A 22,241-nucleotide genomic window follows, 5' to 3' on the forward strand; every position below is an offset into this window, starting at 1 on the left:
ATTTCTGACAATAAGAAAATAAACACTCTCTTAACTGCATTTAATATCTAAAGTTTTACTGGAGAATAATGAGCAATGGCCGACATCGAAATTCGACAAAAGTCGCCGACGGCGTTCTATATAAAGGTACACGACACGGATAACGTGGCGATTATTGTTAACGACAATGGCCTGAGAGCTGGAACACGCTTCCCCGATGGTCTTGAACTCATCGAACATATTCCCCAGGGCCATAAAGTCGCGCTGGTCGATATCCCTGCCCACGGCGAAATCGTCCGTTACGGGGAGATCATCGGCTACGCCGTGCGGGCGATTCCGCAGGGCAGCTGGATTGAGGAGTCACTCGTTGAGCTGCCAAAAGCCCCGCCGCTGAATACTCTGCCGCTGGCAACGCGCGTACCGGAACCGCTGCCGCCACTGGAAGGTTATACCTTCGAAGGTTATCGCAACAAAGATGGCAGCGTTGGCACTAAAAACCTGCTCGGCATTACCACCAGCGTGCATTGCGTGGCGGGTGTGGTGGATTACGTGGTGAAAATCATCGAACGCGATCTGCTGCCGAAATACCCGAACGTCGACGGCGTGGTGGGTCTGAACCACCTGTACGGCTGCGGCGTGGCGATTAATGCCCCGGCCGCCGTGGTACCCATTCGCACCATCCATAATATCTCCCTCAACCCCAATTTTGGCGGCGAGGTCATGGTGATTGGCCTGGGCTGCGAAAAACTTCAGCCAGAGCGCCTGCTGCAAGGCACTGACGATGTCCAGGCGATTGCCGTGGATGACGCCAGCATTGTGCGTCTGCAGGATGAGCACCACGTTGGCTTTAAATCCATGGTCGACGATATTCTCCAGGTCGCTGTGCGTCACCTGGAAAAACTGAATAAACGCCAGCGCGAAACCTGCCCGGCGTCTGAACTGGTAGTCGGCACCCAGTGCGGCGGCAGCGATGCTTTCTCCGGTGTGACCGCCAACCCGGCGGTCGGCTACGCATCCGACCTGTTTGTGCGCTGCGGCGCTACGGTCATGTTCTCGGAAGTGACCGAAGTGCGCGATGCGATCCACCTTCTCACCCCGCGCGCCATCAACGAAGAGGTGGGCAAGCGCCTGCTGGAAGAGATGGCCTGGTACGACAACTATCTCGATATGGGACAGACCGACCGCAGCGCGAACCCGTCACCGGGTAACAAAAAAGGCGGGCTGGCGAACGTCGTCGAAAAAGCCCTCGGCTCGATTGCGAAATCCGGCCAGAGCGCCATCTCCGAAGTGCTTTCTCCGGGTCAGCGCCCGACCAAACGCGGCCTGATTTATGCCGCTACGCCTGCCAGCGACTTTGTCTGCGGCACGCAGCAGGTGGCGTCGGGGATTACGGTGCAAGTGTTCACTACCGGACGCGGCACGCCGTATGGGCTGATGGCGGTTCCGGTGATCAAAATGGCGACCCGCACAGAGCTTGCAAACCGCTGGTATGACTTAATGGACATCAACGCCGGGACCATTGCGACGGGTGAAGAGACGATTGAGGACGTGGGCTGGAAGCTGTTCCACTTTATTCTGGATGTCGCGAGTGGCCGTAAAAAAACCTTCTCCGATCAATGGGGATTACACAACCAGCTGGCGGTGTTTAACCCGGCTCCGGTGACCTGATGCCTTGTGCCCGGTAGCGATACGCTTACCGGGCACAAACTTTTATAGGCCGGGAAAGGCGCAACTGCCGCCCGGCCTAACCTGCGCTCACTCTTTTACCCGCACCACTTCAATCCCCGAACGCTGAAGCTCCTGTAAGCTCTCAGCCGGAATACCTTCGTCGGTGATGATCATATCGATACGCGGGGTGTCGATGATTTTATGCAGGCTTGAGCGATTGAACTTGCTGGAATCGGTCACCACGATTATCCGCTCCGCCACTTCGCACATCTTACGGTTCAGCCGGGCTTCATCTTCATTGTGTGTACTGACGCCACGGTCCGTATCGATAGCATCCACCCCCAGGAACAGCAGATCGAAATGGTAGTTTTGCAGCGACTGCTCAGCCTGATCGCCGTAGAACGACTGCGACTGACGACGCAGATGCCCGCCGGTCATCAGCAGCTCGACGCCTTCCGCTTCCAGCAGCGCATTCGCCACGTTCATGCCGTTGGTCATGGCGATCACGTCCGTATGTTGGCGTAACATGCGCGCAATTTCATAGGTCGTGGTGCCGGAGTCGAGAATGATGCGGTGACCCGGTTTGATCAGATTGGCTGCCGCCTGGGCGATGCTGCGTTTGACCGCCGTATTGAGTGAGCTTTTATCTTCGACGGAAGGCTCCAGCCCCGGCGTGTTGCTATCGCAGATCAGCGCGCCGCCGTAGGCACGAACGGCGATACCCTGCTTTTCCAGGAAAGCGAGATCGTTACGGATCGTCACCGTTGATACGCCATACAGCAGCGAAAGATCGTTCACCTGCACGCTACCCTGCTGCCGCAACCTCTGGATAATTTGTTCACGTCTTTCGCTGGTGCCGGTCACACGTTTCTCCGTGGAGGATTCGGTGCTGCTCATGCGAGCTCCTTTAAGAAAATCTTTCGTTTCATTTCGTTTTATCTATTAACGCCTTTCTTTTAGGGGAATGCAAGCCCCATCCCGCTTCCGACACCCTATTCTCCCCGTGCTGAAACCTTTCATTATGTTTCTTTTGTGAAACAGATCGGAAAACTATTATCTTTCGTTTTATTTTTATAAGACCATCACGCAGTATAAAGTGAAATAAAACGAAAGATTAGCACTCAAACCATCCAACGTGGAGAGGAAAGTGAAACATCTTATTGAAATGGTGGAATTGCACAAAGCAGGGGCAGACAACGGAATTTACGCCGTCTGTTCCGCACATCCACTGGTACTTGAAGCCGCGATTCGCTTCGCTCGTGATCACCACACCGCCCTGCTGGTTGAGGCCACTTCCAACCAGGTGGATCAGTTCGGCGGCTACACGGGTATGACACCCGCCAATTTTCACGCTTTTGTCAGCCAGCTTGCCAGCGGGCTGAATTTCCCCCTGTCGCAGCTGATTTTAGGCGGCGATCATCTCGGCCCTAATCGCTGGCAAAACCTCACCGCCAGTGAAGCGATGGCCAACGCCGACGATCTGATCAAAAGCTACGTGGCCGCCGGATTTACAAAGATCCACCTCGATTGCAGCATGTCATGCGAGGACGATCCGGTGCCGCTCACGGACGCTATCGTCGCCGAGCGCGCCGCACGGCTGGCGAAGATCGCCGAGCAGACCTGCCGCGAGCGCTTTGGTGAGTCAGACCTGGTCTACGTGATTGGCACAGAAGTGCCGGTTCCCGGCGGTGCTCACGAGACGCTAACCGAACTGGAAGTGACCACACCGCAGGCCGCTCGTGCCACGCTGGAAGCCCATCGCCACGCCTTTGAAAAACAGGGGCTGAGCGCAGTCTGGCCACGCATTATCGGGCTGGTGGTGCAACCTGGCGTTGAGTTCGACCATACCCATGTGATCGACTATCGCCCGGAAAACGCCGTTGCGCTCAGTGAAATGGCAACATCCTGGGATTCACTGGTCTTTGAAGCGCACTCCACCGACTACCAGACGCCACAGGCGCTGCGCCAGCTGGTAAAAGATCACTTTGCGATTTTGAAAGTCGGCCCGGCTCTCACCTTCGCCCTGCGCGAAGCGCTGTTCTCACTCGCCGCCATTGAAGAAGAGCTGCTGCCGGCCAAAGCCAGCTCGGGCCTGCGTCAGGTGCTTGAAAGCGTGATGCTCGACCGCCCGGAATACTGGCAAAGCCACTACCACGGCGACGGCAACGCCCGTCGGCTGGCGCGCGGCTACAGCTATTCGGATCGCGTTCGTTACTACTGGCCGGACAGTCAGATCGACGACGCCTTCGAACGGCTGGTGCGCAATCTGGCGGATGAGCCGATTCCCCTTCCGCTCGTGAGCCAGTACCTGCCGCTGCAATATCGAAAAGTTCGCGAGGAGGCTCTCAAGGCGACGCCACGGGAACTCATTATCGACCACATTCAGGACATACTGCGCCAGTATCACGCAGCCTGTCAGGGCGCGTCGTCCCAAAACGCATAACAACGAAGAGGATAATGCCATGCCAAACATTGCCTTGTGCCGCATCGATGAACGTTTAATCCACGGCCAGGTCGGCGTTCAGTGGGTAGGGTTCGCAGGCGCGAATCTGGTGCTGGTCGCTAATGATGACGTCGCTGAGGATTCGGTCCAGCAAAACCTAATGGAAATGGTGCTGGCGGAGGGGATCGCGGTGCGTTTCTGGTCCCTGCAAAAAGTGATCGACAACATTCATCGCGCCGCCGACCGGCAGAAAATCCTGCTGGTCTGCAAGTCACCGGCCGATTTCCTGACCCTCGTTGAGGGCGGCGTGCCCGTGAAACGTATCAATGTAGGAAACATGCACTACGCCAATGGCAAACAACAAATTGCCAAAACGGTCTCTGTCGACGCCGGTGATATTGCGGCATTTGGCGGCCTGAAAGCCGCCGGAGTGGAATGCTTCGTGCAGGGCGTCCCGACAGAACCCGCTTTGGATCTCTTTAAACTACTCTGAGGGATTCACAATGGAAATCAGTCTGTTGCAGGCCTTTGCGTTGGGCATTCTCGCCTTTATCGCGGGCCTGGATATGTTCAACGGCTTAACGCATATGCACCGCCCGGTGGTGCTTGGGCCGTTGGTGGGCCTGATTCTGGGCGATCTGCATACGGGTATTCTGACCGGCGGGACGCTGGAATTAGTGTGGATGGGGCTGGCACCGCTGGCGGGCGCGCAGCCGCCGAACGTCATTATCGGTACTATTGTCGGGACGACGTTCGCCATTACCACGGGCGTAAAACCGGAGGTTGCGGTGGGTGTGGCGGTGCCGTTCGCTGTTGCGGTTCAGATGGGGATTACTTTCCTGTTCTCGGTCATGTCCGGCGTGATGGCGCGCTGCGACCGGATGGCGGCGAACGCCGACACCAACGGGATCGAGCGGGTGAACTATCTGGCACTCCTTGCACTGGGGATCTTCTATTTTCTTTGCGCATTCCTGCCGATTTACTTCGGGGCAGAGCACGCGAAAACGGCCATTGATGTTCTGCCTGCCCGTCTGATTGACGGTCTGGGCGTGGCAGGCGGCATCATGCCTGCGATTGGTTTTGCCGTGCTGCTGAAAATCATGATGAAAAACGTCTACATCCCCTATTTCATCCTCGGTTTTGTCGCCGCCGCCTGGCTCAAACTGCCGGTGCTGGCCATTGCTGCGGCAGCGCTGGCGATGGCGCTGATCGATTTTCTGCGTAAATCACCTGAACCGGCCGCGCCGGTCGCCCAGAAAGAGGAATTCGAAGATGGCATCTAATCAATCCACCCTGCCGACCGTCTCCGAAACCGACGAGACGCTTCTGTCCGGCGTGAACGAAAATATCTATGAAGATCAGACTATCGGCGCGGAGCTGACGAAAAAGGATATCAACCGTGTGGCCTGGCGTTCGATGCTGCTGCAGGCATCGTTCAACTACGAGCGTATGCAGGCCTCAGGCTGGCTGTACGGCCTGCTTCCGGCGCTGAAAAAAATCCACAGCAACAAACGCGATCTGGCGCGCGCCATGAAGGGCCACATGGGGTTCTTCAACACCCATCCGTTCCTGGTGACTTTTGTGATCGGCATTATTCTCGCGATGGAGCGCTCGAAGCAGGACGTGAACAGCATTCAGAGCACCAAGATTGCGGTGGGCGCGCCGCTCGGCGGGATTGGCGATGCCATGTTCTGGCTGACGCTGCTGCCGATTTGCGGCGGTATCGGCGCCAGTCTTGCGCTGCAAGGCTCAATTCTTGGCGCAGTCGTGTTTATTGTGATGTTCAACGTGGTACACCTGGGTCTGCGTTTTGGTCTGGCACACTATGCTTATCGTATGGGCGTCGCCGCCATTCCACTGATTAAGGCCAACACCAAAAAGGTCGGCCACGCGGCTTCCATCGTCGGGATGACCGTAATTGGTGCGCTGGTTGCCACCTATGTGCGCCTGAATACCACGCTTGAGATCACCGCAGGGGACGCGGTGGTGAAACTGCAAACCGACGTGATCGACAAGCTGATGCCTGCGTTTCTGCCGCTGGTCTACACCCTGACCATGTTCTGGCTGGTCCGCCGTGGCTGGAGCCCGTTACGCCTCATCGGCATTACGGTGGTGCTTGGCGTGGTAGGTAAATTCTGTCACTTCCTGTGAATACAAAGAGGTCTTAGATGTTAAGCATTATTTTGACGGGCCACGGTGGGTTTGCCAGCGGGCTGGAAAAAGCGATGAAGCAGATCCTCGGTGAGCAGGAGCAGTTTGTCGCCATCGACTTTCCCGATACCTCCACCACTGCCCTGCTGACCTCGCAGCTGGAACGGGCGATCGCCGATTTGGGTGATGCAGAAGATATTGTCTTTCTGACCGACCTGCTGGGCGGTACGCCTTTCCGCGTGGCCTCCACCATGGCGATGGAAAAGCCGGGCTGGGAAGTGATCACTGGCACCAATTTGCAGCTGCTGCTGGAGATGGTGATGGAGCGCGACGGCCTGAGCAGCGAAGCCTTTCGCTTACAGGCGCTGGAGTGCGGGCATCGCGGCCTGACGAGTCTGGTGGATGAGCTGGGCCGCTGTCGGGATGAAAATCCCGTTGAGGAAGGGATCTAACGCCAACTTTTTCATTTCGTTCAGGGCAGGCTCTCCCCCTTAGCCCTTTCATTGTGTATCGCCTTGGCCTTCGGTGTAGATCCAGAAGGCCTTTCTTTTCCTTTCGTCGCCATACGACCAGATCATTTAATTTTAAAATATTTCTTATTTATCAATATGATGATTGAAATTGTGTGTCTCTTTGATCACACTTTTCGTTTTATTTCTTTTTGTTTGTTGATCTTTCGTTTTCCTTTCGATAGATTTTAATCAATCGAACAAGTGAAACGAAACGAAAGGCAAAAGTGACTGCACTGGCGTCTGACGCGGGTTTCACCTTACTAAGGACTGCGTTATGTCAGAAAGCCAAACCGCCACCGGCACCTGGACGGAAAAAGAGATCCGTCAGCAACCCGACTGCTGGAGCCGTTCCCTTAAAAATATCGCCAATATCCAACAGACTCTCGATCGCTTCCTCTCGCCGTTGCTGCAAAAAGACGATCTTCGAATCGTTCTGACGGGAGCGGGAACATCCGCATTTATCGGCGACATTATCGCCCCGTGGCTTTCGCGCCACACCGGGAAAAATTTTACGGCGATTCCCACCACCGATCTGGTGACGAATCCGAGGGATTATCTGAATCCTGCGCATCCTTTACTGCTGGTCTCGTTCGCCCGTTCCGGCAACAGCCCGGAAAGCGTGGCCGCCGTCGAGCTGGCAAACCAGTTCGTCCCTGCGTGCTATCACCTGACGATCACCTGCAACGAAGCCGGTAGCCTGTACCAAACCGCCGTCGCCAGCGACAACGCCTTTGCCCTGCTGATGCCTGCTGAAACGCACGATCGCGGATTCGCCATGACCAGCAGCATCACCACCATGATGGCGAGCTGCCTCGCGGTTTTCGCATCGGATACGATCAACTGTCACACCTTCCAGGACGTGGCGGATCGCTGCCAGTCGATCCTCACCTCGCTCACAGATTTCAGTCACGGCGTGTTCGGTGATAAGCCCTGGAAGCGCATCGTCTATCTCGGCAGCGGCGGATTGCAGGCGGCAGCTCGGGAATCGGCGCTCAAAGTGCTGGAGCTTACCGCCGGAAAAGTGGTCGCGTTTTACGACTCCCCAACCGGGTTCCGTCACGGCCCGAAATCGCTGGTCGATAACGAAACGCTGGTGGTGGTGTTTATTTCCAGCCATCCGTATACGCGCCAGTACGATCTTGATCTGCTCGAAGAACTGCGCCGCGACGGCCAGGCCATGCATGTGATCGCCATCGCCGCCGATCGCGATCCGGTGATCGACGCGGGCCCTCACATTCTGCTGCCCGCCTCGCGTGACTTTATCGACGTGGAACTGGCCTTTTGTTTCCTGATCTACGCCCAGGTCTTTGCCCTGACCCAGTCGATTAGCGTCGGCAATACCCCGGACACCCCATCCGCCAGCGGTACCGTCAATCGCGTAGTGCAAGGCGTTGTGATTCACCCGTGGCCAGCCCCAAGGAGCGCATCATGAGCATTATCTCCACCAAGTATCTTCTTCAGGATGCCCAGGCAAAAGGGTATGCCGTTCCTGCGTTTAACATCCATAACGCCGAGACGATCCAGGCGATCCTCGAAGTGTGCAGCGAAATGCGATCGCCGGTGATCCTCGCCGGAACGCCTGGCACTTATAAACATATCGCCTTCGAAGAGATCTACGCCCTGTGCAGCGCCTACTCCATCAGCTACAACATGCCGCTGGCACTGCATCTCGATCATCACGAATCACTGGACGATATTCGTCGCAAGGTCCATGCGGGCGTGCGCAGCGCGATGATTGACGGCAGTCATTACCCGTTTGAGCAGAACGTGAAGCTGGTGAAATCGGTGGTGGATTTCTGCCATCTCAATGATTGCAGCGTCGAGGCAGAGCTGGGACGGCTGGGCGGTATGGAAGACGACATGAGCGTGGACGCAGAGAGCGCATTTCTGACGGACCCGCAGGAAGCGAAACGCTTTGTCGAACTGACCGGCGTCGACAGCCTCGCAGTGGCGATCGGCACGGCGCATGGGCTGTATACCAAAACGCCGAAAATTGATTTTAAGCGTCTGGGTGAAATCCGCGACGTGGTGGATATTCCGCTGGTCCTGCACGGCGCGAGCGATGTGCCGGATGAATATGTGCGTCGCACTATTGAGCTTGGCGTGTGCAAAGTGAATGTGGCGACGGAACTGAAAATCGCGTTTTCCGCGGCGGTCAAAGAGTGGTTTCGCGAAAATCCGCAGGGTAACGATCCGCGTTACTACATGCGAGTGGGTATGGACGCCATGAAAGAGGTGGTAAAAAACAAAATAAACGTCTGCGGATCGGCCAACAAGCTGGTGCTCGATTCCGCCACCGTTTGATAAAGACAACAACACTTACAACTCAACATCGGCAGGAAGGAAGACTATGAGCAGTCCCAATATCTTATTGACCCGTATCGATAATCGTCTGGTGCATGGTCAGGTTGGTGTGACATGGACGTCGACCATCGGAGCCAATTTGTTGATCGTCGTTGACGATGAGGTCGCTAAAGACGAGATCCAGCAAAAACTGATGGGCATCACCGCCGATACCTATGGATTTGGTATCCGCTTTTTCTCCATCGAGAAGACTATCGCCATCATTGAAAAAGCCGCGCCGCATCAGAAAATTTTCCTGATTTGCCGCACGCCGGACATCGTCAGGAAACTGATTGAGGGCGGCGTGCCGCTGAAGGATGTCAACGTCGGCAATATGCACTTCTCGGAGGGGAAACGGCAGATCAGCAGCAAAGTGTATGTCGACGAACAGGATCTCGACGATCTGCGCTTTATCAAGCACAGCGGCGTGAATCTTTTTATCCAGGATGTTCCCGGTGATGCGAAAGAGGGCATCCCCGATTAGTGGCAGTGTCTCGACATTCAAATAGCTGAAGTCATCATTACGAGGCAAAAAAATGCACGAAATAACATTGATTCAGGGGATATCCCTGGCGGCTTTAGTATTTTTTCTAGGGATAGATTTCTGGCTGGAAGCACTGTTTCTGTTTCGTCCCATCATCGTTTGTACCCTCACCGGGGCGATTCTGGGCGATATCCACATCGGCTTAATTACCGGCGGTTTGACGGAGCTGGCGTTCGCCGGTTTAACCCCTGCCGGCGGTGTGCAGCCGCCGAACCCGATTATGGCCGGGGTGATGACCACCGTCATTGCCTGGTCCACCGGGGTCGATGCCAAAACCGCTATCGGTCTTGGGCTGCCGTTTAGCTTGCTGATGCAGTATGTGATTCTGTTCTTCTATTCAGCGTTCTCGCTGTTTATGTCGAAGGCCGATAAGTACGCGAAAGAGACCAACACCGCCGCTTTCGCCCGTCTGAACTGGACAACGACGCTGATTGTCGCCTGCACTTACGCCGTCATTACCTTCCTCTGCACTTATCTGGCGCAAGGAGCCATGCAGGCGCTGGTCAAAGCGATGCCTGCCTGGCTTACCCACGGCTTTGAAGTCGCGGGCGGCATTCTGCCTGCGGTCGGCTTCGGCCTGCTGCTGCGCGTCATGTTCAAGGCGCAGTACATTCCGTATCTCATCGCCGGGTTCTTGTTTGTCTGTTATATCCAGGTGAGCAACCTACTTCCGGTGGCCGTGCTGGGGGCCGGATTTGCGGTGTATGAGTTCTTTAATGCTAAAGCCAAAAACGCCGCGCAGCCCGCTGTCACTGCTGCGAAAAAAGATGAAGAGGATTACAGTAATGGGATCTGAAATCAGTAAAAAAGACATTACCCGCCTTGGCTTTCGCTCCTCTCTGCTGCAGGCGAGCTTTAACTACGAACGCATGCAGGCGGGCGGTTTTACCTGGGCGATGTTGCCGATCCTGAAAAAGATCTACAAAGGCGACAAAGAAGGGTTAAGCGCGGCGATGAAGGATCATCTGGAATTTATCAACACTCACCCGAATCTGGTGGGGTTCCTGATGGGCCTGTTGATCTCCATGGAGGAGAAAGGCGAAAACCGCAGCACCATTAAAGGGTTGAAAGTGGCGCTGTTTGGTCCTATCGCCGGAATTGGCGACGCGATTTTCTGGTTTACGCTGCTGCCGATCATGGCCGGGATTTGTTCGTCGTTTGCCAGCCAGGGCAACCTGCTGGGACCGATACTGTTCTTCGCCGTTTACCTTGCGATCTTCTTCCTGCGTGTAGGCTGGACGCATGTTGGGTATACGGTGGGGATCAAAGCGATCGATAAGGTGCGAGAAAATTCACAGATGATCGCCCGGTCGGCAACCATTCTTGGGATCACGGTGATCGGCGGGCTGATAGCCTCGTATGTGCATATCAACGTTGTCACCAGCTTTGCCATCGATGCCACTCACAGCGTGGCGCTGCAGAAGGACTTCTTCGACAAGGTGTTCCCGAACATTTTGCCGATGGGCTATACCCTGCTGATGTACTACCTGCTGCGGGTCAAGAAAGCGCATCCGGTAATGCTGATTGCCGTCACTTTTGTGCTGGCAATTGCGGGGTCGGGATTGGGGATTTTGTAACTATGAGCGTGCCGGGCATAGCTATGCTTGCCCGGCCAACAACGGGATTATTCCCCCTGCTGCTCCAGGGCATGCTTATACAGCGCATTCTTTTTCACGCCGTGGATTTCGGCGGCGAGGGCGGCGGCTTTTTTCAGCGGCAGTTCGGCTTGCAGAAGCGCCAGAGTGCGCAGCGCTTCGGCAGGTAGCGCCTCTTCTTGCGCTTTATGGCCTTCGACGATCAGCACCATCTCCCCTTTGCGGCGGTTTTCGTCCTCTTTCACCCATGCCAGCAGTTCACCGACCGGTGCGCCGTGGATGTTTTCCCAGGTTTTGGTCAGCTCGCGGGCCAGCACCACGTAGCGAGATTCACCCCAGACGGCAACCATATCTTCTAAACTGTCCAGCAGACGGTGGGTTGATTCATAGAAAATCAACGTACGCGGTTCGGCTTCGAGATCCTTCAGAACGTCGCGACGGCCTTTGGATTTTGCCGGTAAGAAACCTTCGTAACAGAAGCGGTCGGATGGCAGGCCCGCCGCGCTTAAAGCGGCAATCGCTGCGCACGGGCCCGGCAGCGGCACCACGCGGATACCCGCTTCGCGGCAGGTACGCACCAGGTGATAGCCCGGATCGTTGATCAGCGGCGTCCCTGCATCGGACACCAGTGCGATAGTCATCCCTTCTTTCAGTTTAGCCACCAGCGTTTCGGCTTTTTGTTGCTCATTGTGATCGTGCAAGGCAAACATTTTGGCGCTGATCGCGAAATGTTGCAGCAGCAGGCCAGTATGGCGGGTATCTTCAGCGGCAATTAAATCAACAGCTTGTAAAACGGTGAGCGCACGTTGGGTAATATCAGACAAATTCCCGATAGGAGTAGGTACAATATAAAGCTGGCCTTGAGAATTATCTGCCGTTTCGTGTTGTTTCATTGTTTAGTCCGTATTGCCGATTTAATATTGAGCATTGCCTAAAAAATATCACTGGATACAGTATGGTACCCTTAACGTTTCTTCGAACAAAAGCTTCGCGCAGCCTGCCCATTGTGCTGGCAGCGCTGATTTTCGCAGGCTGTGGCACTCAGGCGCCCGATCAGACTGCTGCCCATATGCAGGGTACTGCGCAGGCTGATTCTGGCTATTATCTGCAACAAATGTCGCAAAGCTCAGATGATACCAAGACCAACTGGCAATTACTTGCCATTCGTTCACTGCTGAAAGAAGGCAAAACGCAGCAGGCGGTCGATCTGTACAACCAGCTGCCGCAGGAACTGAACGATACCCAGCGCCGCGAACAGACTCTGCTGTCGGCCGAAGTGAAAACCGCGCAGAAAGATTACGCGGCGGCGAAAAAGATCCTCGCTGATATCGACGTGAAAGCGCTGGATAACAACCAACAGGCACGCTACTGGCAGGCGACCATCGCCGCCGAACAGGGCCGCCCTTCGCTGGCCCTGCTCCGCGCGCTGATTGCGCAGGAGCCACTGCTGAGCGGCGATGCTAAGCAGAAAAATATCGACGCCACCTGGCAGGCGCTTTCCGCTATGACGCCGGAACAGGCGCAAACGCTGGTGATCAACGCCGACGAAAACGTCCTCCAGGGCTGGCTGGATTTGCAGCAGATGTGGTTCAACAACCGCAGCGATCCGAAAATGCTCAAAGCCGGGATCACCGACTGGCAGACTCGCTATCCGCAAAATCCAGGCGCGAAAATGCTGCCAACGCAGCTGGTGAACGTGCAGAACTTCAAACCGGCTTCCGTCAATAAAATCGCCCTGTTACTGCCCCTGAATGGGCAGGCGGCGGTGTTTGGTCGCACCATTCAGCAGGGCTTTGAAGCGGCGAAAAACGGCACCACCGCCGTTGCGGGGAACGCCGTCCCGGCACAGGCTGCACAGGCCGCCAACGTCAATGATGTGATTAGCCCGTCAGCGGCGGAAACCAGTGATTTAACGACCTCGCAAGCGCCTGCCCAGGGCACGATGCAGAATCCGGTCACGGCGCCAACCACGCCTCCGGTGGCTGCGCCAGCGCCCGAAGCGCAGGAACAGACTCCGGCGCAAGCGCCAGCAGCCCCGGCAACCGATACCGCTGTTACTGCCCCGCAAACCACCGCACCGGAACAGCAGCCTGCCGCTCAGCCACAGGCCGTTGCGGCCACCACCGCAAATCCAGGCGCCGAACTGAAGATTTACGACACCAGCTCACAGCCGATCGATCAGGTTCTGGCGCAGGTTCAGCAGGACGGTGCCAGCATTGTGGTCGGCCCGCTGCTGAAGAATAACGTTGAAGAGCTGATGAAGAGCAACACCACGCTGAACGTGCTGGCCCTCAATCAACCTGAGCAAGTGCAAAACCGCGCGAACATTTGCTATTTCGCACTTTCGCCGGAAGATGAGGCGCGTGACGCCGCGCGTCATATCCACGAACAGGGGAAACAGGCTCCGCTGCTGCTGACACCGCGTAGTGCTCTCGGCGATCGCGTGGCGAATGCGTTTGCTCAGGAGTGGCAACAGCTGGGCGGCAGCGTGGTACTGCAGCAGAAATTCGGTTCAACGTCTGAACTGCGTGCAGGCGTCAACGGCGGTTCAGGTATCGCCCTGACTGGCAGCCCGATTTCGGCCAGCCTGCCTCAGCAGCAGAGCGTCACCATCGGCGGCCTGACCATCCCGGCTCCGCCGACTGATGCACAAATCAGCGGTGGCGGTAAAGTGGACGCGGCGTACATTGTCGCCACGCCAGAAGAGATTGCCTTTATCAAGCCGATGATTGCGATGCGTAACGGTAGCCAGAGCGGTGTAACCTTGTATGCCAGCTCACGTAGCGCGCAAGGTACGGCTGGCCCGGATTTCCGTCTGGAGATGGACGGCCTGCAGTACAGCGAAATTCCAATGCTGGCGGGCAGCAATCCGGCCCTGATGCAGCAGGCGCTAAGCAGCGTGCGTAACGATTACTCCCTCGCACGTCTTTATGCGATGGGCGTGGATGCGTGGGCGCTGGCTAACCACTTTACCCAGATGCGTCAGGTGCCGGGCTTTGAGCTTAACGGCAACACCGGCGATCTCACCGCGACCCAGGATTGCGTGATTAACAGGAAGTTATCATGGCTCAAATACCAGCAGGGGCAGATCGTCCCGGCGAGTTAAGCCGTAAACAGATGGGCGACGCGTGGGAGTTAACAGCGCGTCGCTGGCTGGAAGGCAAAGGACTGCGCTTTATCGCCGCCAACGTTCGTGGACGGGGCGGCGAAATTGATCTGATCATGAAAGAGGGTCAGGTCACCGTGTTTATTGAAGTCCGTTTCCGACAGTCGTCCCGCTTTGGTGGCGCTGCCGCCAGCGTGACGCTCGCCAAACAACGTAAATTATTACAAACTGCCCACTTGTGGCTCGCCCGCCATAATGGGAGTTTTGATACTGTGGATTGCCGGTTCGATGTGGTAGCCTTCACCGGAAACGACGTAGAATGGCTTAAAAACGCCTTTGGCGAAGACGTCTAAAACAAAGTTTTAAAGGGATAACGTGCTCGAAAGAATTAAGGTTTGTTTCACAGAAAGCATTCAAACTCAGATTGCAGCGGCGGAAGCCCTCCCGGATGCTATTTCTCGTGCCGCGATGACGCTGGTGCAGTCCCTGCTTAATGGCAACAAAATCCTCTGTTGTGGCAATGGCACATCGGCCGCCAACGCACAGCATTTTGCTGCCAGCATGATCAATCGTTTTGAAACAGAACGCCCAAGTTTACCCGCCATTGCACTTAATACCGATAATGTGGTCTTAACGGCGATTGCCAACGATCGTCTGCATGACGAAATATACGCAAAACAGGTACGCGCCTTAGGGCATGCCGGGGATGTTCTGCTGGCGATTTCCACGCGCGGTAATAGCCGCGATATCGTCAAAGCCGTTGAGGCGGCAGTGACGCGCGACATGACTATCGTCGCGCTGACGGGCTATGACGGTGGCGAACTGGCGGGTCTTTTAGGGCCGCAGGATGTGGAAATCCGCATTCCTTCGCATCGCAGCGCGCGCATTCAGGAAATGCACATGCTGACGGTGAACTGCTTATGCGATCTGATCGATAACACGCTTTTCCCTCACCAGGATGATTAAGGAGTACTAATGAAGGCATTAACGCCCCTCGCAGTCCTTATTTCTGCGCTGCTGCTTCAGGGATGCATCGCGGCGGCCGTTGTGGGTACTGCGGCTGTTGGCACCAAAGCCGCAACCGACCCGCGCTCTGTGGGAACTCAGGTGGACGACGGTACGCTGGAACTGCGCGTGAACAGCGCCCTGTCGAAAGACGAACAAATTAAGAAAGAAGCGCGTATCAACGTCACCGCCTATCAGGGCAAAGTGCTGCTGGCAGGCCAGGCGCCGAATCTGGATCTCGCGTCCCGTGCGAAACAGATTGCCATGGGCGTAGAAGGCACCACCGAGGTGTTTAACGAAGTGCGTCAGGGCCAGCCGATTGGTCTGGGCACTGCGTCGTCGGATACCTGGATCACCACCAAAGTGCGCTCCCAGTTGCTGGGTAGCGATCAGGTGAAATCGTCCAACGTGAAAGTGACCACCGAGAATGGCGAAGTGTTCCTGCTCGGTCTGGTCACGGATCGTGAAGGCAAAGCGGCAGCTGATATTGCCAGCCGCGTGAGCGGTGTGAAGAAAGTCACGACCGCCTTTACCTTCATCAAATAATAAAAAACCCGGCGATTGCCGGGTTTTTTATGTCTTACAGCAGCGCAATGCTGCCCGTGATAACCCCGCCTATCGCCACCAGCAGTCCCGTCAGCCACAGGGCTTTTGCCGGGAATGATTTGCGCAGCATAATCAGTGACGGCAGGCTGACCGCCGGAAGCGTCATCAAAAGCGCCAGCGCAGGTGCAGCGCCCATCCCCGCGAGCATCATGGTCTGCACAATCGGGATTTCTGCCGCCGTCGGGATGACAAACAGGCATCCGGCAACCGCCATCGCAATCACCCACAGCAGCGTGTTATCGATCGCCCCGTCCGCATGAGGGAACAACCAGACACGCGCCGCGCCAAGGACCAGCACCGCCAGAATATAGACCGGGATGGTGCTCCAGAAGAGCTGCCACAGCGCCTTGCCCCAGCGGGAGAAAAACGTCCCTTGCGGTTCAGGCGTGGCAACGTCGATGGAGACAGGCTGCACGAGCCGATCTTTCACCAGATACTGCACCAGTGAAGCAACGACCAGCACCATGATCACCCCGGCCACCAGGCGGATCAGCGCGAAATGCCAGCCCAGCACAAAGCCCATAAAGACCAGCGTCGCCGGGTTGAGCACCGGATTTCCCATCCAGAAAGCCAGCGCCCCGCCCATTGACACATTCTGGCGCCGCATCCCCGCCGTCACGGGCGCCGCGCAGCAGGAACACATCATTCCAGGCAGAGAGAAGATCGTGCCAAGCAGCGTCCCCTGAAAGCGTGGCTGTCCAAGCGTACGCATCAGCCAGTGGCGCGGGATCAGCACCTGAATCAGGGAACCGAGCAGCACACCCAGTACCGCAGCTTTCCAGACCGCCAGAAAGTAGACCATCGCGTAATCCCAGGCCGCCTGCAGCGGGCTAGTTTCTGCCTGCGCCAGTATGGATTTACCGATGCTGTGGGTTTCCGCGGCGGTGAACGCTTTGCCGTAATAGGGCTGCCATTTCACATACCAAAGACCAATAATAACGACGAGAAAAAAGAGTGCGGGCTTCCACCACTGAAATGGCGTTGCCGCCTGAGATGAAGACTGACCAGTCATAGCATTCCCCGGGGAGTGTAATTAATTTAGCCCGGGGAGTTTACGCCTCACCTTTGGCGATTTCACGCAGTTTAGCCGAGGGGATAATATTGACGCCCTCTTTTGAGGGAGAACGCGCTTCGTGCAGCATAGCGCTCGCCACATCACGCGCCTGAATAGATTTCCAGTTACCCGGAAAAAGCTGGAACAGGGGCGCAAAAATGGACTCATTAAAACGCTGCTTTTCGCGATCGCCCAGCAACATTGACGGTCGCACAATCGTGAGCCGCTCCCAGTTTTGCGCAATCAGCGCATCTTCCATTTTGCCTTTCACTTTGTTGTAAAAGAACGGCGAGCTGGCATTGGCCCCCATTGAGCTGACCACCAGAAAATGCTTTGCGCCCAGCCGTTTAGCCGTGAGCGCCGTGTCCACCACCAGCGTGTAGTCGGCGTGGATAAAAGCCTCTTTGCTCCCGGCTTCGCGGCGGGTCGTGCCCAGGCAGCAGAAGGCGATATCAATCGGATCCTGCACCTGGCCAAGTGCATCGGTTAGCTGCGGATCGTGGGGGTTAAAGACGCCGGAAATATCCGCCAGCGGGCGTCGCGTCGGCGCGGCAATGTAGTTGATCCAGGGCTGCTGGATCAGCATTCGCAACAAGTGTCCGCCCACCAGCCCGGTGGTACCTGTGATTAATACCTGGCTCATTTTGTCTCCTTTGCAGATTAGTCCGTTTGCGATTTCAGTCTGCTTAGCCACACTTAAAAGTCTGTTACGGGTAAGTATTTACCACAAACGGCAAAAAATCTGTCTGAAGCCAAAACAACGGAGGAAGCATGAGCAAGAAAATAGCCGTCTTGATCACCGATGAGTTTGAAGATTCAGAGTTCACCTCTCCTGCAGAGGCGTTCCGCAAGGCGGGACATGAGGTCATCACCATCGACAAGCAGGCCGGAAAAACGGTGAAAGGCCATAAAGGCGAAGCCAGCGTTACTATCGACAAAGCCATTGATGAGGTGCGTCCGGCGGATTTCGACGCCCTGCTGCTGCCTGGCGGTCACTCCCCGGATACGCTGCGCGGTGACGAGCGCTTTGTGACGTTCACGCGCGATTTTGTCTCCAGCGGCAAGCCTGTCTTCGCGATCTGCCATGGGCCACAGCTGCTGATCAGCGCCGAAGTGGTGCGCGGGCGCAAGCTGACGGCGGTTAAACCGATCGTTATCGATCTTAAAAACGCGGGCGCTGATTTTTACGATCAGGAAGTGGTCGTCGACAACAATCAGCTGGTGACCAGCCGTACACCGGACGATCTTCCCGCCTTTAATCGCGAAGCGTTACGCCTGCTCGGCTCGTAGCCAGTGAAGCTTTTTGCCAAAGCCCAGCGTGTTGTCTGTGAACTTCAGCTCATCGAGGCGAATTTCCCAGACGGGCGCTGACAGGGCAAGCGCCACCGGGAAGCGACGCGTATAGCGCTTGCGCATCGCGTCGCTCTCTTCCCCTTCCAGACGGCGGATCTCGCCTTTGAACTGCACGCCACGAATCAGCGCGACATTTTTCGGCTGGCCATTAACGGTGCCAGCGACAGGTGCTTGTGACCCGGACATCTGCGCATGACGGGTTTTGTCTTCGCTTAAGAGGTAAAACGCGACGCGTTCGGGATCGTAAAGGTAAAACGCATTCGCACACCACAGCTCGCCCTCCTGATGGACACACCAGGTGACGACGTGCTGCTTTGCCAGCCAACGGCTGATAGCGGCCAGAGTTTCCATTTTCGCGCTCTCTCATGCTATGGTGCATTCACCTTAACATACTGAATCTGCAAACTGTGTGCTGGTTTCTCTATCTTGTCCGAACGGCCAATAATGCCCTCTACACCGGGATTACCACCGATGTAGCGCGGCGTTTCCTTGAACATCAAACGGGAAAAGGCGCCAAAGCGCTGCGGGGGAAAGGTGAACTGACGCTGGCCTTTTCGGCGCATGTCGGTGAGCGCTCACTGGCACTGAAGATGGAGTACCGCATTAAGCAGCTGACGAAGCGCCAGAAAGAGCGCCTCGTCGCCGGGGATGATTCGTTTGAGGCGCTACGCGAGAGCCTGCAAAACGCGTCGATTAAAGACGATTGAAGTGTTCGTGATACTCAACCAGACCGCTGACGCCATTGAGAGCGTCATCTGCCAGACGATGCACCTGGAAGGCGGTCTCAGTACCCGGCCAGCGGCAGTGCAGATCGTAAGGCGCGGCAGGTTCAAAACCTAAACGGCCATAGAACGCCGGGTCGCCCAGCGTGACCACCGCCGCGTATCCGAACTCATTCAGAGAATCCAGCCCTTCATAGACCAGCTGGCGCGCCAGCCCCTGACCGCGATAGTTTTCGTCGACCGCCAGCGGTGCCATTCCGACCCACTGAAGATCTTCGCCCTGAACGGCGACCGGGCTGAACGCCACGTAACCCACAACCTGTCCTTCGTCATCCGTCGCAACCAGGCCGAGCGTGACCAGCCCGTCTTCACGCAGATCGTGGACCAGTCGGGCCTCGGCGTCTTCCGGGAATGACCGACGTAATAATGAATCAATGCCAGGGGCATCAATCCCAATTTCAACTCGAATCAGCATGGCTCACCTACTGAAGTGTGTTTACTTTCGGGCGGGGTTTTCAGACCCGCCTCAACGAAATCGGCCATTTGCATCAGCACCGTGCGCAGCGCCTTCGGCATCTGATCCAGCTCAATGGCATCCATTAAATTTTTGACGTACAGGCCAAGCTCGGTATCCCCTTCAATCACCAGACGACGCTGGAAGAAGAGGGTATCCGGGTCCTGCTTACGCGCGGCGATCATCAGCAGATCGCTGGCATTCGCGCTGAAACTGACATCCGCCGGGGCGGAATCACTGACCATCAGCTTGCCGTTCTCCACGGAGGTAAACCAGCACAGTCCGATGTCACGCACCTCGATACGTAGCCAGCGCCCGTCGAGAAACTCCAGCTCGCCCTCTTCCAGCGCCTGGCGGAACTGCCAGCTCAGCACCTGCTGAATCACCTGGCGTTTAAGAGCGAACGGCGTGAGTTTGACCGGCACGCTCAGCAGAGATGGACCAAATTGTACGAGGCGTGAACGCAGTTTTTCCAGCACGAGCTTTACTCCCTGATGTCGATAATCCTGTTATTTTGCCATATCCGGCAGCCATCGTAGCGGCGTAAATCAACAAACCGTATTGCGGCATGATTGATTATTGGTGTCATCAATACGCCATTAACTGCCTTAAATCAAAAATTGTCGCGTGGAGGTTAATTAAACTCCCCGTTCGTTAACAATTTTGTGCCCTCTGGGGCAGCGAACGTCAGGATAAATTATGGAGCTGCTCTGTCCAGCCGGAAACCTTCCGGCACTTAAAGCGGCCATCGAAAACGGCGCCGATGCGGTCTATATCGGGCTGAAAGATGACACCAACGCCCGCCACTTTGCTGGTCTGAACTTCACGGAGAAGAAGCTCCAGGAAGCGGTCAATTTCGTTCACCAGCACCGCCGCAAATTACATATCGCCATCAACACCTTTGCGCATCCCGATGGCTATGTACGCTGGCAGCGCGCGGTGGATATGGCGGCACAGCTCGGGGCAGACGCGTTGATCCTCGCCGACCTCGCTATGCTGGAGTATGCCGCAGAACGCTATCCGCATATTGAGCGCCATGTCTCTGTTCAGGCCTCGGCCACCAACGAAGAGGCCGTGCGCTTTTATCATCGTCACTTTGACGTCGCCCGCGTGGTGTTGCCGCGCGTGCTGTCTATTCATCAGGTTAAGCAACTGGCGCGGGTCTCGCCAGTTCCACTGGAAGTTTTTGCGTTCGGCAGCCTGTGCATCATGGCTGAAGGCCGCTGCTATCTCTCGTCCTATCTGACTGGCGAATCACCGAATACCGTCGGGGCCTGCTCCCCTGCCCGCTTTGTGCGCTGGCAGCAGACGCCACAGGGGCTGGAGTCGCGTCTGAATGACGTGCTGATCGACCGCTATCAGGACGGGGAAAACGCCGGATATCCGACGCTGTGCAAGGGCCGTTATCTGGTCGACGGCGAGCGGTATCACGCCCTGGAAGAACCCACCAGCCTGAACACGCTGGAACTGCTGCCGGAACTGCTGGCGGCGAACATTGCCTCGGTGAAAATCGAAGGTCGTCAGCGCAGCCCGGCGTACGTCAGCCAGGTGGCGAAAGTGTGGCGACAGGCGATCGATCGCTGCATGGCCGATCCGCAGAATTACGCCCCACAACCGGCCTGGATGGACACCCTGGGCGCGATGTCCGAAGGCACGCAAACCACGCTTGGCGCGTATCACCGTAAATGGCAGTGAGATAATCCATGAAATATTCATTAGGACCCGTGCTCTACTACTGGTCAAAAGAGACGCTGGAAGACTTTTACCAGCAGGCGGCGGGCAGTAGCGCCGATACGATTTATCTCGGGGAGTCCGTCTGCAGCAAACGTCGTGCAACCAAAGTGGGCGACTGGCTGGATATGGCGAAAAACCTCGCCGGCAGCGGCAAGCAGGTGGTGCTGTCGACGCTTGCGCTGGTGCAGGCCTCATCGGAGCTGGGCGAGATTAAACGCTACGTCGAGAACGGTGATTTCCTGCTGGAAGCGAGCGATCTTGGCGTGGTGAACATGTGCGCTGAACGCAAGCTGCCGTTTGTCGCCGGACACGCGCTCAACTGCTATAACGCCGTGACCCTGCGCCTGCTGCTGAAACAGGGGATGACGCGCTGGTGTATGCCGGTGGAACTCTCCCGCGACTGGCTGGTCAACCTGCTGAATCAGTGTGAAGAGCTGGGCATCCGCAATCAGTTTGAAGTGGAAGTGTTGAGCTACGGGCATCTGCCGCTGGCGTATTCCGCGCGCTGCTTCACTGCCCGCTCCGAAGACCGCCCGAAAGACGAGTGCGAAACCTGCTGCATCAAGTATCCCAACGGACGCAATATGCTGTCGCAGGAGAACCAGCAGGTCTTTGTCCTTAACGGCATTCAGACCATGAGCGGCTATGTTTACAATCTCGGCAACGAGCTGACGTCGATGCAAGGCGTGGTGGATATGGTGCGCCTGTCCCCGCTGGACACTAACGTGTTTGCGATGCTGGATGCGTTTCGTGCCAACGAAAATGGCACCGCTCCCCTGCCGCTGAAGGCAAACAGCGACTGCAACGGTTACTGGAAACGTGTGGCCGGGCTGGAGCTGCAGGCCTAAATGTAGACATCTTTTAAGCTGCATGAAAGCGGCAAGTCTGGAAATCCACGGGACCATACTCAAG

The 22,241-nt window shown here is 56.3% G+C and carries 26 protein-coding genes; 19 read left to right on the forward strand and 7 right to left on the reverse strand.

Annotation, left to right across the window (positions count from 1 at the left end):
- The first annotated feature begins 75 nt into the window (after positions 1 to 75).
- Positions 76 to 1,647 carry a galactarate dehydratase gene (gene garD, locus OVA10_RS00090; RefSeq protein WP_102105464.1) on the forward strand — a complete coding sequence of 524 codons (1,572 nt, stop codon included), beginning with the start codon at positions 76 to 78 and terminating at the stop codon, positions 1,645 to 1,647.
- Between the two features lie 87 nt (positions 1,648 to 1,734).
- Here garD and OVA10_RS00095 read toward each other — a convergent pair whose 3' ends face one another.
- On the reverse strand, positions 1,735 to 2,544 hold the full coding sequence (locus OVA10_RS00095) for a DeoR family transcriptional regulator (protein WP_268194794.1): 810 nt from the start codon (positions 2,542 to 2,544) through the stop codon (positions 1,735 to 1,737).
- 250 nt (positions 2,545 to 2,794) lie between these two features.
- Here OVA10_RS00095 and kbaZ point away from each other — a divergent pair, with 250 nt between their 5' ends.
- The 10 genes from kbaZ (at position 2,795) to agaD (ending at position 11,217) form a co-directional block, all read left to right on the forward strand.
- Entirely contained in the window at positions 2,795 to 4,090 is a 1,296-nt protein-coding gene (kbaZ, locus tag OVA10_RS00100; protein ID WP_268194796.1) for a tagatose-bisphosphate aldolase subunit KbaZ, read from the forward strand.
- A gap of 19 nt (positions 4,091 to 4,109) precedes the next feature.
- Positions 4,110 to 4,583, forward strand: a complete 474-nt coding sequence (gene agaV, locus OVA10_RS00105) for a PTS N-acetylgalactosamine transporter subunit IIB (protein ID WP_268194798.1) — start codon at positions 4,110 to 4,112, stop codon at positions 4,581 to 4,583.
- Between the two features lie 10 nt (positions 4,584 to 4,593).
- Positions 4,594 to 5,373, forward strand: a complete 780-nt coding sequence (agaW, locus tag OVA10_RS00110; RefSeq protein ID WP_100778782.1) for a PTS N-acetylgalactosamine transporter subunit IIC — start codon at positions 4,594 to 4,596, stop codon at positions 5,371 to 5,373.
- Complete coding sequence (gene agaE / locus OVA10_RS00115; protein ID WP_268194802.1) at positions 5,363 to 6,241, forward strand: PTS N-acetylgalactosamine transporter subunit IID; 879 nt, start codon at positions 5,363 to 5,365, stop codon at positions 6,239 to 6,241. Before agaW ends, agaE begins: the two co-directional genes overlap by 11 nt.
- 17 nt (positions 6,242 to 6,258) lie before the next feature.
- On the forward strand, positions 6,259 to 6,693 hold the full coding sequence (agaF, locus tag OVA10_RS00120) for a PTS galactosamine/N-acetylgalactosamine transporter subunit IIA (RefSeq protein ID WP_181826904.1): 435 nt from the start codon (positions 6,259 to 6,261) through the stop codon (positions 6,691 to 6,693).
- Positions 6,694 to 7,027: 334 nt separating this feature from the next.
- Positions 7,028 to 8,185, forward strand: coding sequence for an SIS domain-containing protein (locus OVA10_RS00125; RefSeq protein ID WP_268194815.1), 1,158 nt, complete (start codon positions 7,028 to 7,030; stop codon positions 8,183 to 8,185).
- On the forward strand, positions 8,182 to 9,057 hold the full coding sequence (gene kbaY, locus OVA10_RS00130) for a tagatose-bisphosphate aldolase subunit KbaY (RefSeq protein ID WP_268194816.1): 876 nt from the start codon (positions 8,182 to 8,184) through the stop codon (positions 9,055 to 9,057). Before OVA10_RS00125 ends, kbaY begins: the two co-directional genes overlap by 4 nt.
- A 46-nt stretch (positions 9,058 to 9,103) precedes the next feature.
- Positions 9,104 to 9,580, forward strand: coding sequence for a PTS galactosamine transporter subunit IIB (gene agaB / locus OVA10_RS00135; protein WP_100778777.1), 477 nt, complete (start codon positions 9,104 to 9,106; stop codon positions 9,578 to 9,580).
- 52 nt (positions 9,581 to 9,632) lie between these two features.
- Positions 9,633 to 10,436, forward strand: a complete 804-nt coding sequence (gene agaC / locus OVA10_RS00140; protein WP_100778776.1) for a PTS galactosamine transporter subunit IIC — start codon at positions 9,633 to 9,635, stop codon at positions 10,434 to 10,436.
- Positions 10,426 to 11,217: a PTS galactosamine transporter subunit IID gene (gene agaD, locus OVA10_RS00145; RefSeq protein ID WP_100778775.1), complete on the forward strand. Its 792-nt coding sequence runs from the start codon at positions 10,426 to 10,428 to the stop codon at positions 11,215 to 11,217. Before agaC ends, agaD begins: the two co-directional genes overlap by 11 nt.
- Positions 11,218 to 11,264: 47 nt before the next feature.
- Here the strand turns inward: agaD and rsmI are convergent, their stop codons facing one another.
- Positions 11,265 to 12,128 carry a 16S rRNA (cytidine(1402)-2'-O)-methyltransferase gene (rsmI, locus tag OVA10_RS00150; protein ID WP_100778773.1) on the reverse strand — a complete coding sequence of 288 codons (864 nt, stop codon included), beginning with the start codon at positions 12,126 to 12,128 and terminating at the stop codon, positions 11,265 to 11,267.
- A 62-nt stretch (positions 12,129 to 12,190) separates the two neighbouring features.
- Here rsmI and OVA10_RS00155 point away from each other — a divergent pair, with 62 nt between their 5' ends.
- Genes OVA10_RS00155 through dolP form a run of 4 tightly spaced genes read left to right on the forward strand, consistent with a single transcriptional unit; the run spans position 12,191 to position 15,892 of the window.
- Positions 12,191 to 14,341, forward strand: a complete 2,151-nt coding sequence (locus tag OVA10_RS00155) for a penicillin-binding protein activator (protein WP_268194819.1) — start codon at positions 12,191 to 12,193, stop codon at positions 14,339 to 14,341.
- Positions 14,299 to 14,694 carry a YraN family protein gene (locus OVA10_RS00160; RefSeq protein WP_123428261.1) on the forward strand — a complete coding sequence of 132 codons (396 nt, stop codon included), beginning with the start codon at positions 14,299 to 14,301 and terminating at the stop codon, positions 14,692 to 14,694. Before OVA10_RS00155 ends, OVA10_RS00160 begins: the two co-directional genes overlap by 43 nt.
- A gap of 22 nt (positions 14,695 to 14,716) precedes the next feature.
- Positions 14,717 to 15,307: a DnaA initiator-associating protein DiaA gene (gene diaA / locus OVA10_RS00165; RefSeq protein WP_003861754.1), complete on the forward strand. Its 591-nt coding sequence runs from the start codon at positions 14,717 to 14,719 to the stop codon at positions 15,305 to 15,307.
- Between the two features lie 9 nt (positions 15,308 to 15,316).
- Entirely contained in the window at positions 15,317 to 15,892 is a 576-nt protein-coding gene (dolP, locus tag OVA10_RS00170) for a division/outer membrane stress-associated lipid-binding lipoprotein (RefSeq protein WP_100778770.1), read from the forward strand.
- 34 nt (positions 15,893 to 15,926) lie between these two features.
- Here the strand turns inward: dolP and OVA10_RS00175 are convergent, their stop codons facing one another.
- Together OVA10_RS00175 and OVA10_RS00180 are read right to left on the reverse strand one after the other, a co-directional pair.
- Positions 15,927 to 16,964, reverse strand: a complete 1,038-nt coding sequence (locus OVA10_RS00175; protein WP_181826909.1) for a permease — start codon at positions 16,962 to 16,964, stop codon at positions 15,927 to 15,929.
- A 40-nt stretch (positions 16,965 to 17,004) separates the two neighbouring features.
- On the reverse strand, positions 17,005 to 17,649 hold the full coding sequence (locus OVA10_RS00180; protein ID WP_142503649.1) for an NAD(P)H-binding protein: 645 nt from the start codon (positions 17,647 to 17,649) through the stop codon (positions 17,005 to 17,007).
- Between the two features lie 128 nt (positions 17,650 to 17,777).
- Between OVA10_RS00180 and OVA10_RS00185 the strand changes: the two genes are divergently transcribed.
- Positions 17,778 to 18,296, forward strand: coding sequence for a type 1 glutamine amidotransferase domain-containing protein (locus OVA10_RS00185; protein WP_100778768.1), 519 nt, complete (start codon positions 17,778 to 17,780; stop codon positions 18,294 to 18,296).
- On the opposite strand, the gene OVA10_RS00190 is transcribed toward OVA10_RS00185, so the two are convergent.
- A complete protein-coding gene (locus OVA10_RS00190) occupies positions 18,276 to 18,710 on the reverse strand; it encodes a YhbP family protein (protein WP_123428257.1) in 435 nt (144 codons plus the stop codon). The genes OVA10_RS00185 and OVA10_RS00190 overlap by 21 nt on opposite strands.
- 14 nt (positions 18,711 to 18,724) lie before the next feature.
- Here OVA10_RS00190 and OVA10_RS00195 point away from each other — a divergent pair, with 14 nt between their 5' ends.
- The gene (locus tag OVA10_RS00195) at positions 18,725 to 19,066 is read left to right on the forward strand and encodes a GIY-YIG nuclease family protein (protein ID WP_268194823.1); all 342 of its coding nucleotides are present in this window, start codon (positions 18,725 to 18,727) and stop codon (positions 19,064 to 19,066) included.
- Here the strand turns inward: OVA10_RS00195 and OVA10_RS00200 are convergent.
- Complete coding sequence (locus tag OVA10_RS00200; protein ID WP_268194824.1) at positions 19,053 to 19,556, reverse strand: GNAT family N-acetyltransferase; 504 nt, start codon at positions 19,554 to 19,556, stop codon at positions 19,053 to 19,055. The genes OVA10_RS00195 and OVA10_RS00200 overlap by 14 nt on opposite strands.
- On the reverse strand, positions 19,550 to 20,074 hold the full coding sequence (gene ubiT / locus OVA10_RS00205) for a ubiquinone anaerobic biosynthesis accessory factor UbiT (protein WP_181826910.1): 525 nt from the start codon (positions 20,072 to 20,074) through the stop codon (positions 19,550 to 19,552). Before ubiT ends, OVA10_RS00200 begins: the two co-directional genes overlap by 7 nt.
- Positions 20,075 to 20,294: 220 nt before the next feature.
- On the opposite strand from ubiT, the gene ubiU reads away from it, so the two are divergent.
- On the forward strand, positions 20,295 to 21,290 hold the full coding sequence (gene ubiU, locus OVA10_RS00210; RefSeq protein WP_100778763.1) for a ubiquinone anaerobic biosynthesis protein UbiU: 996 nt from the start codon (positions 20,295 to 20,297) through the stop codon (positions 21,288 to 21,290).
- 8 nt (positions 21,291 to 21,298) lie between these two features.
- Entirely contained in the window at positions 21,299 to 22,177 is an 879-nt protein-coding gene (locus OVA10_RS00215) for a U32 family peptidase (RefSeq protein ID WP_123428249.1), read from the forward strand.
- Positions 22,178 to 22,241 lie beyond the last annotated feature (64 nt).

The organism is Lelliottia sp. SL45 (assembly GCF_026672535.1).
GTDB classification, from domain to species: domain Bacteria; phylum Pseudomonadota; class Gammaproteobacteria; order Enterobacterales; family Enterobacteriaceae; genus Enterobacter; species Enterobacter nimipressuralis.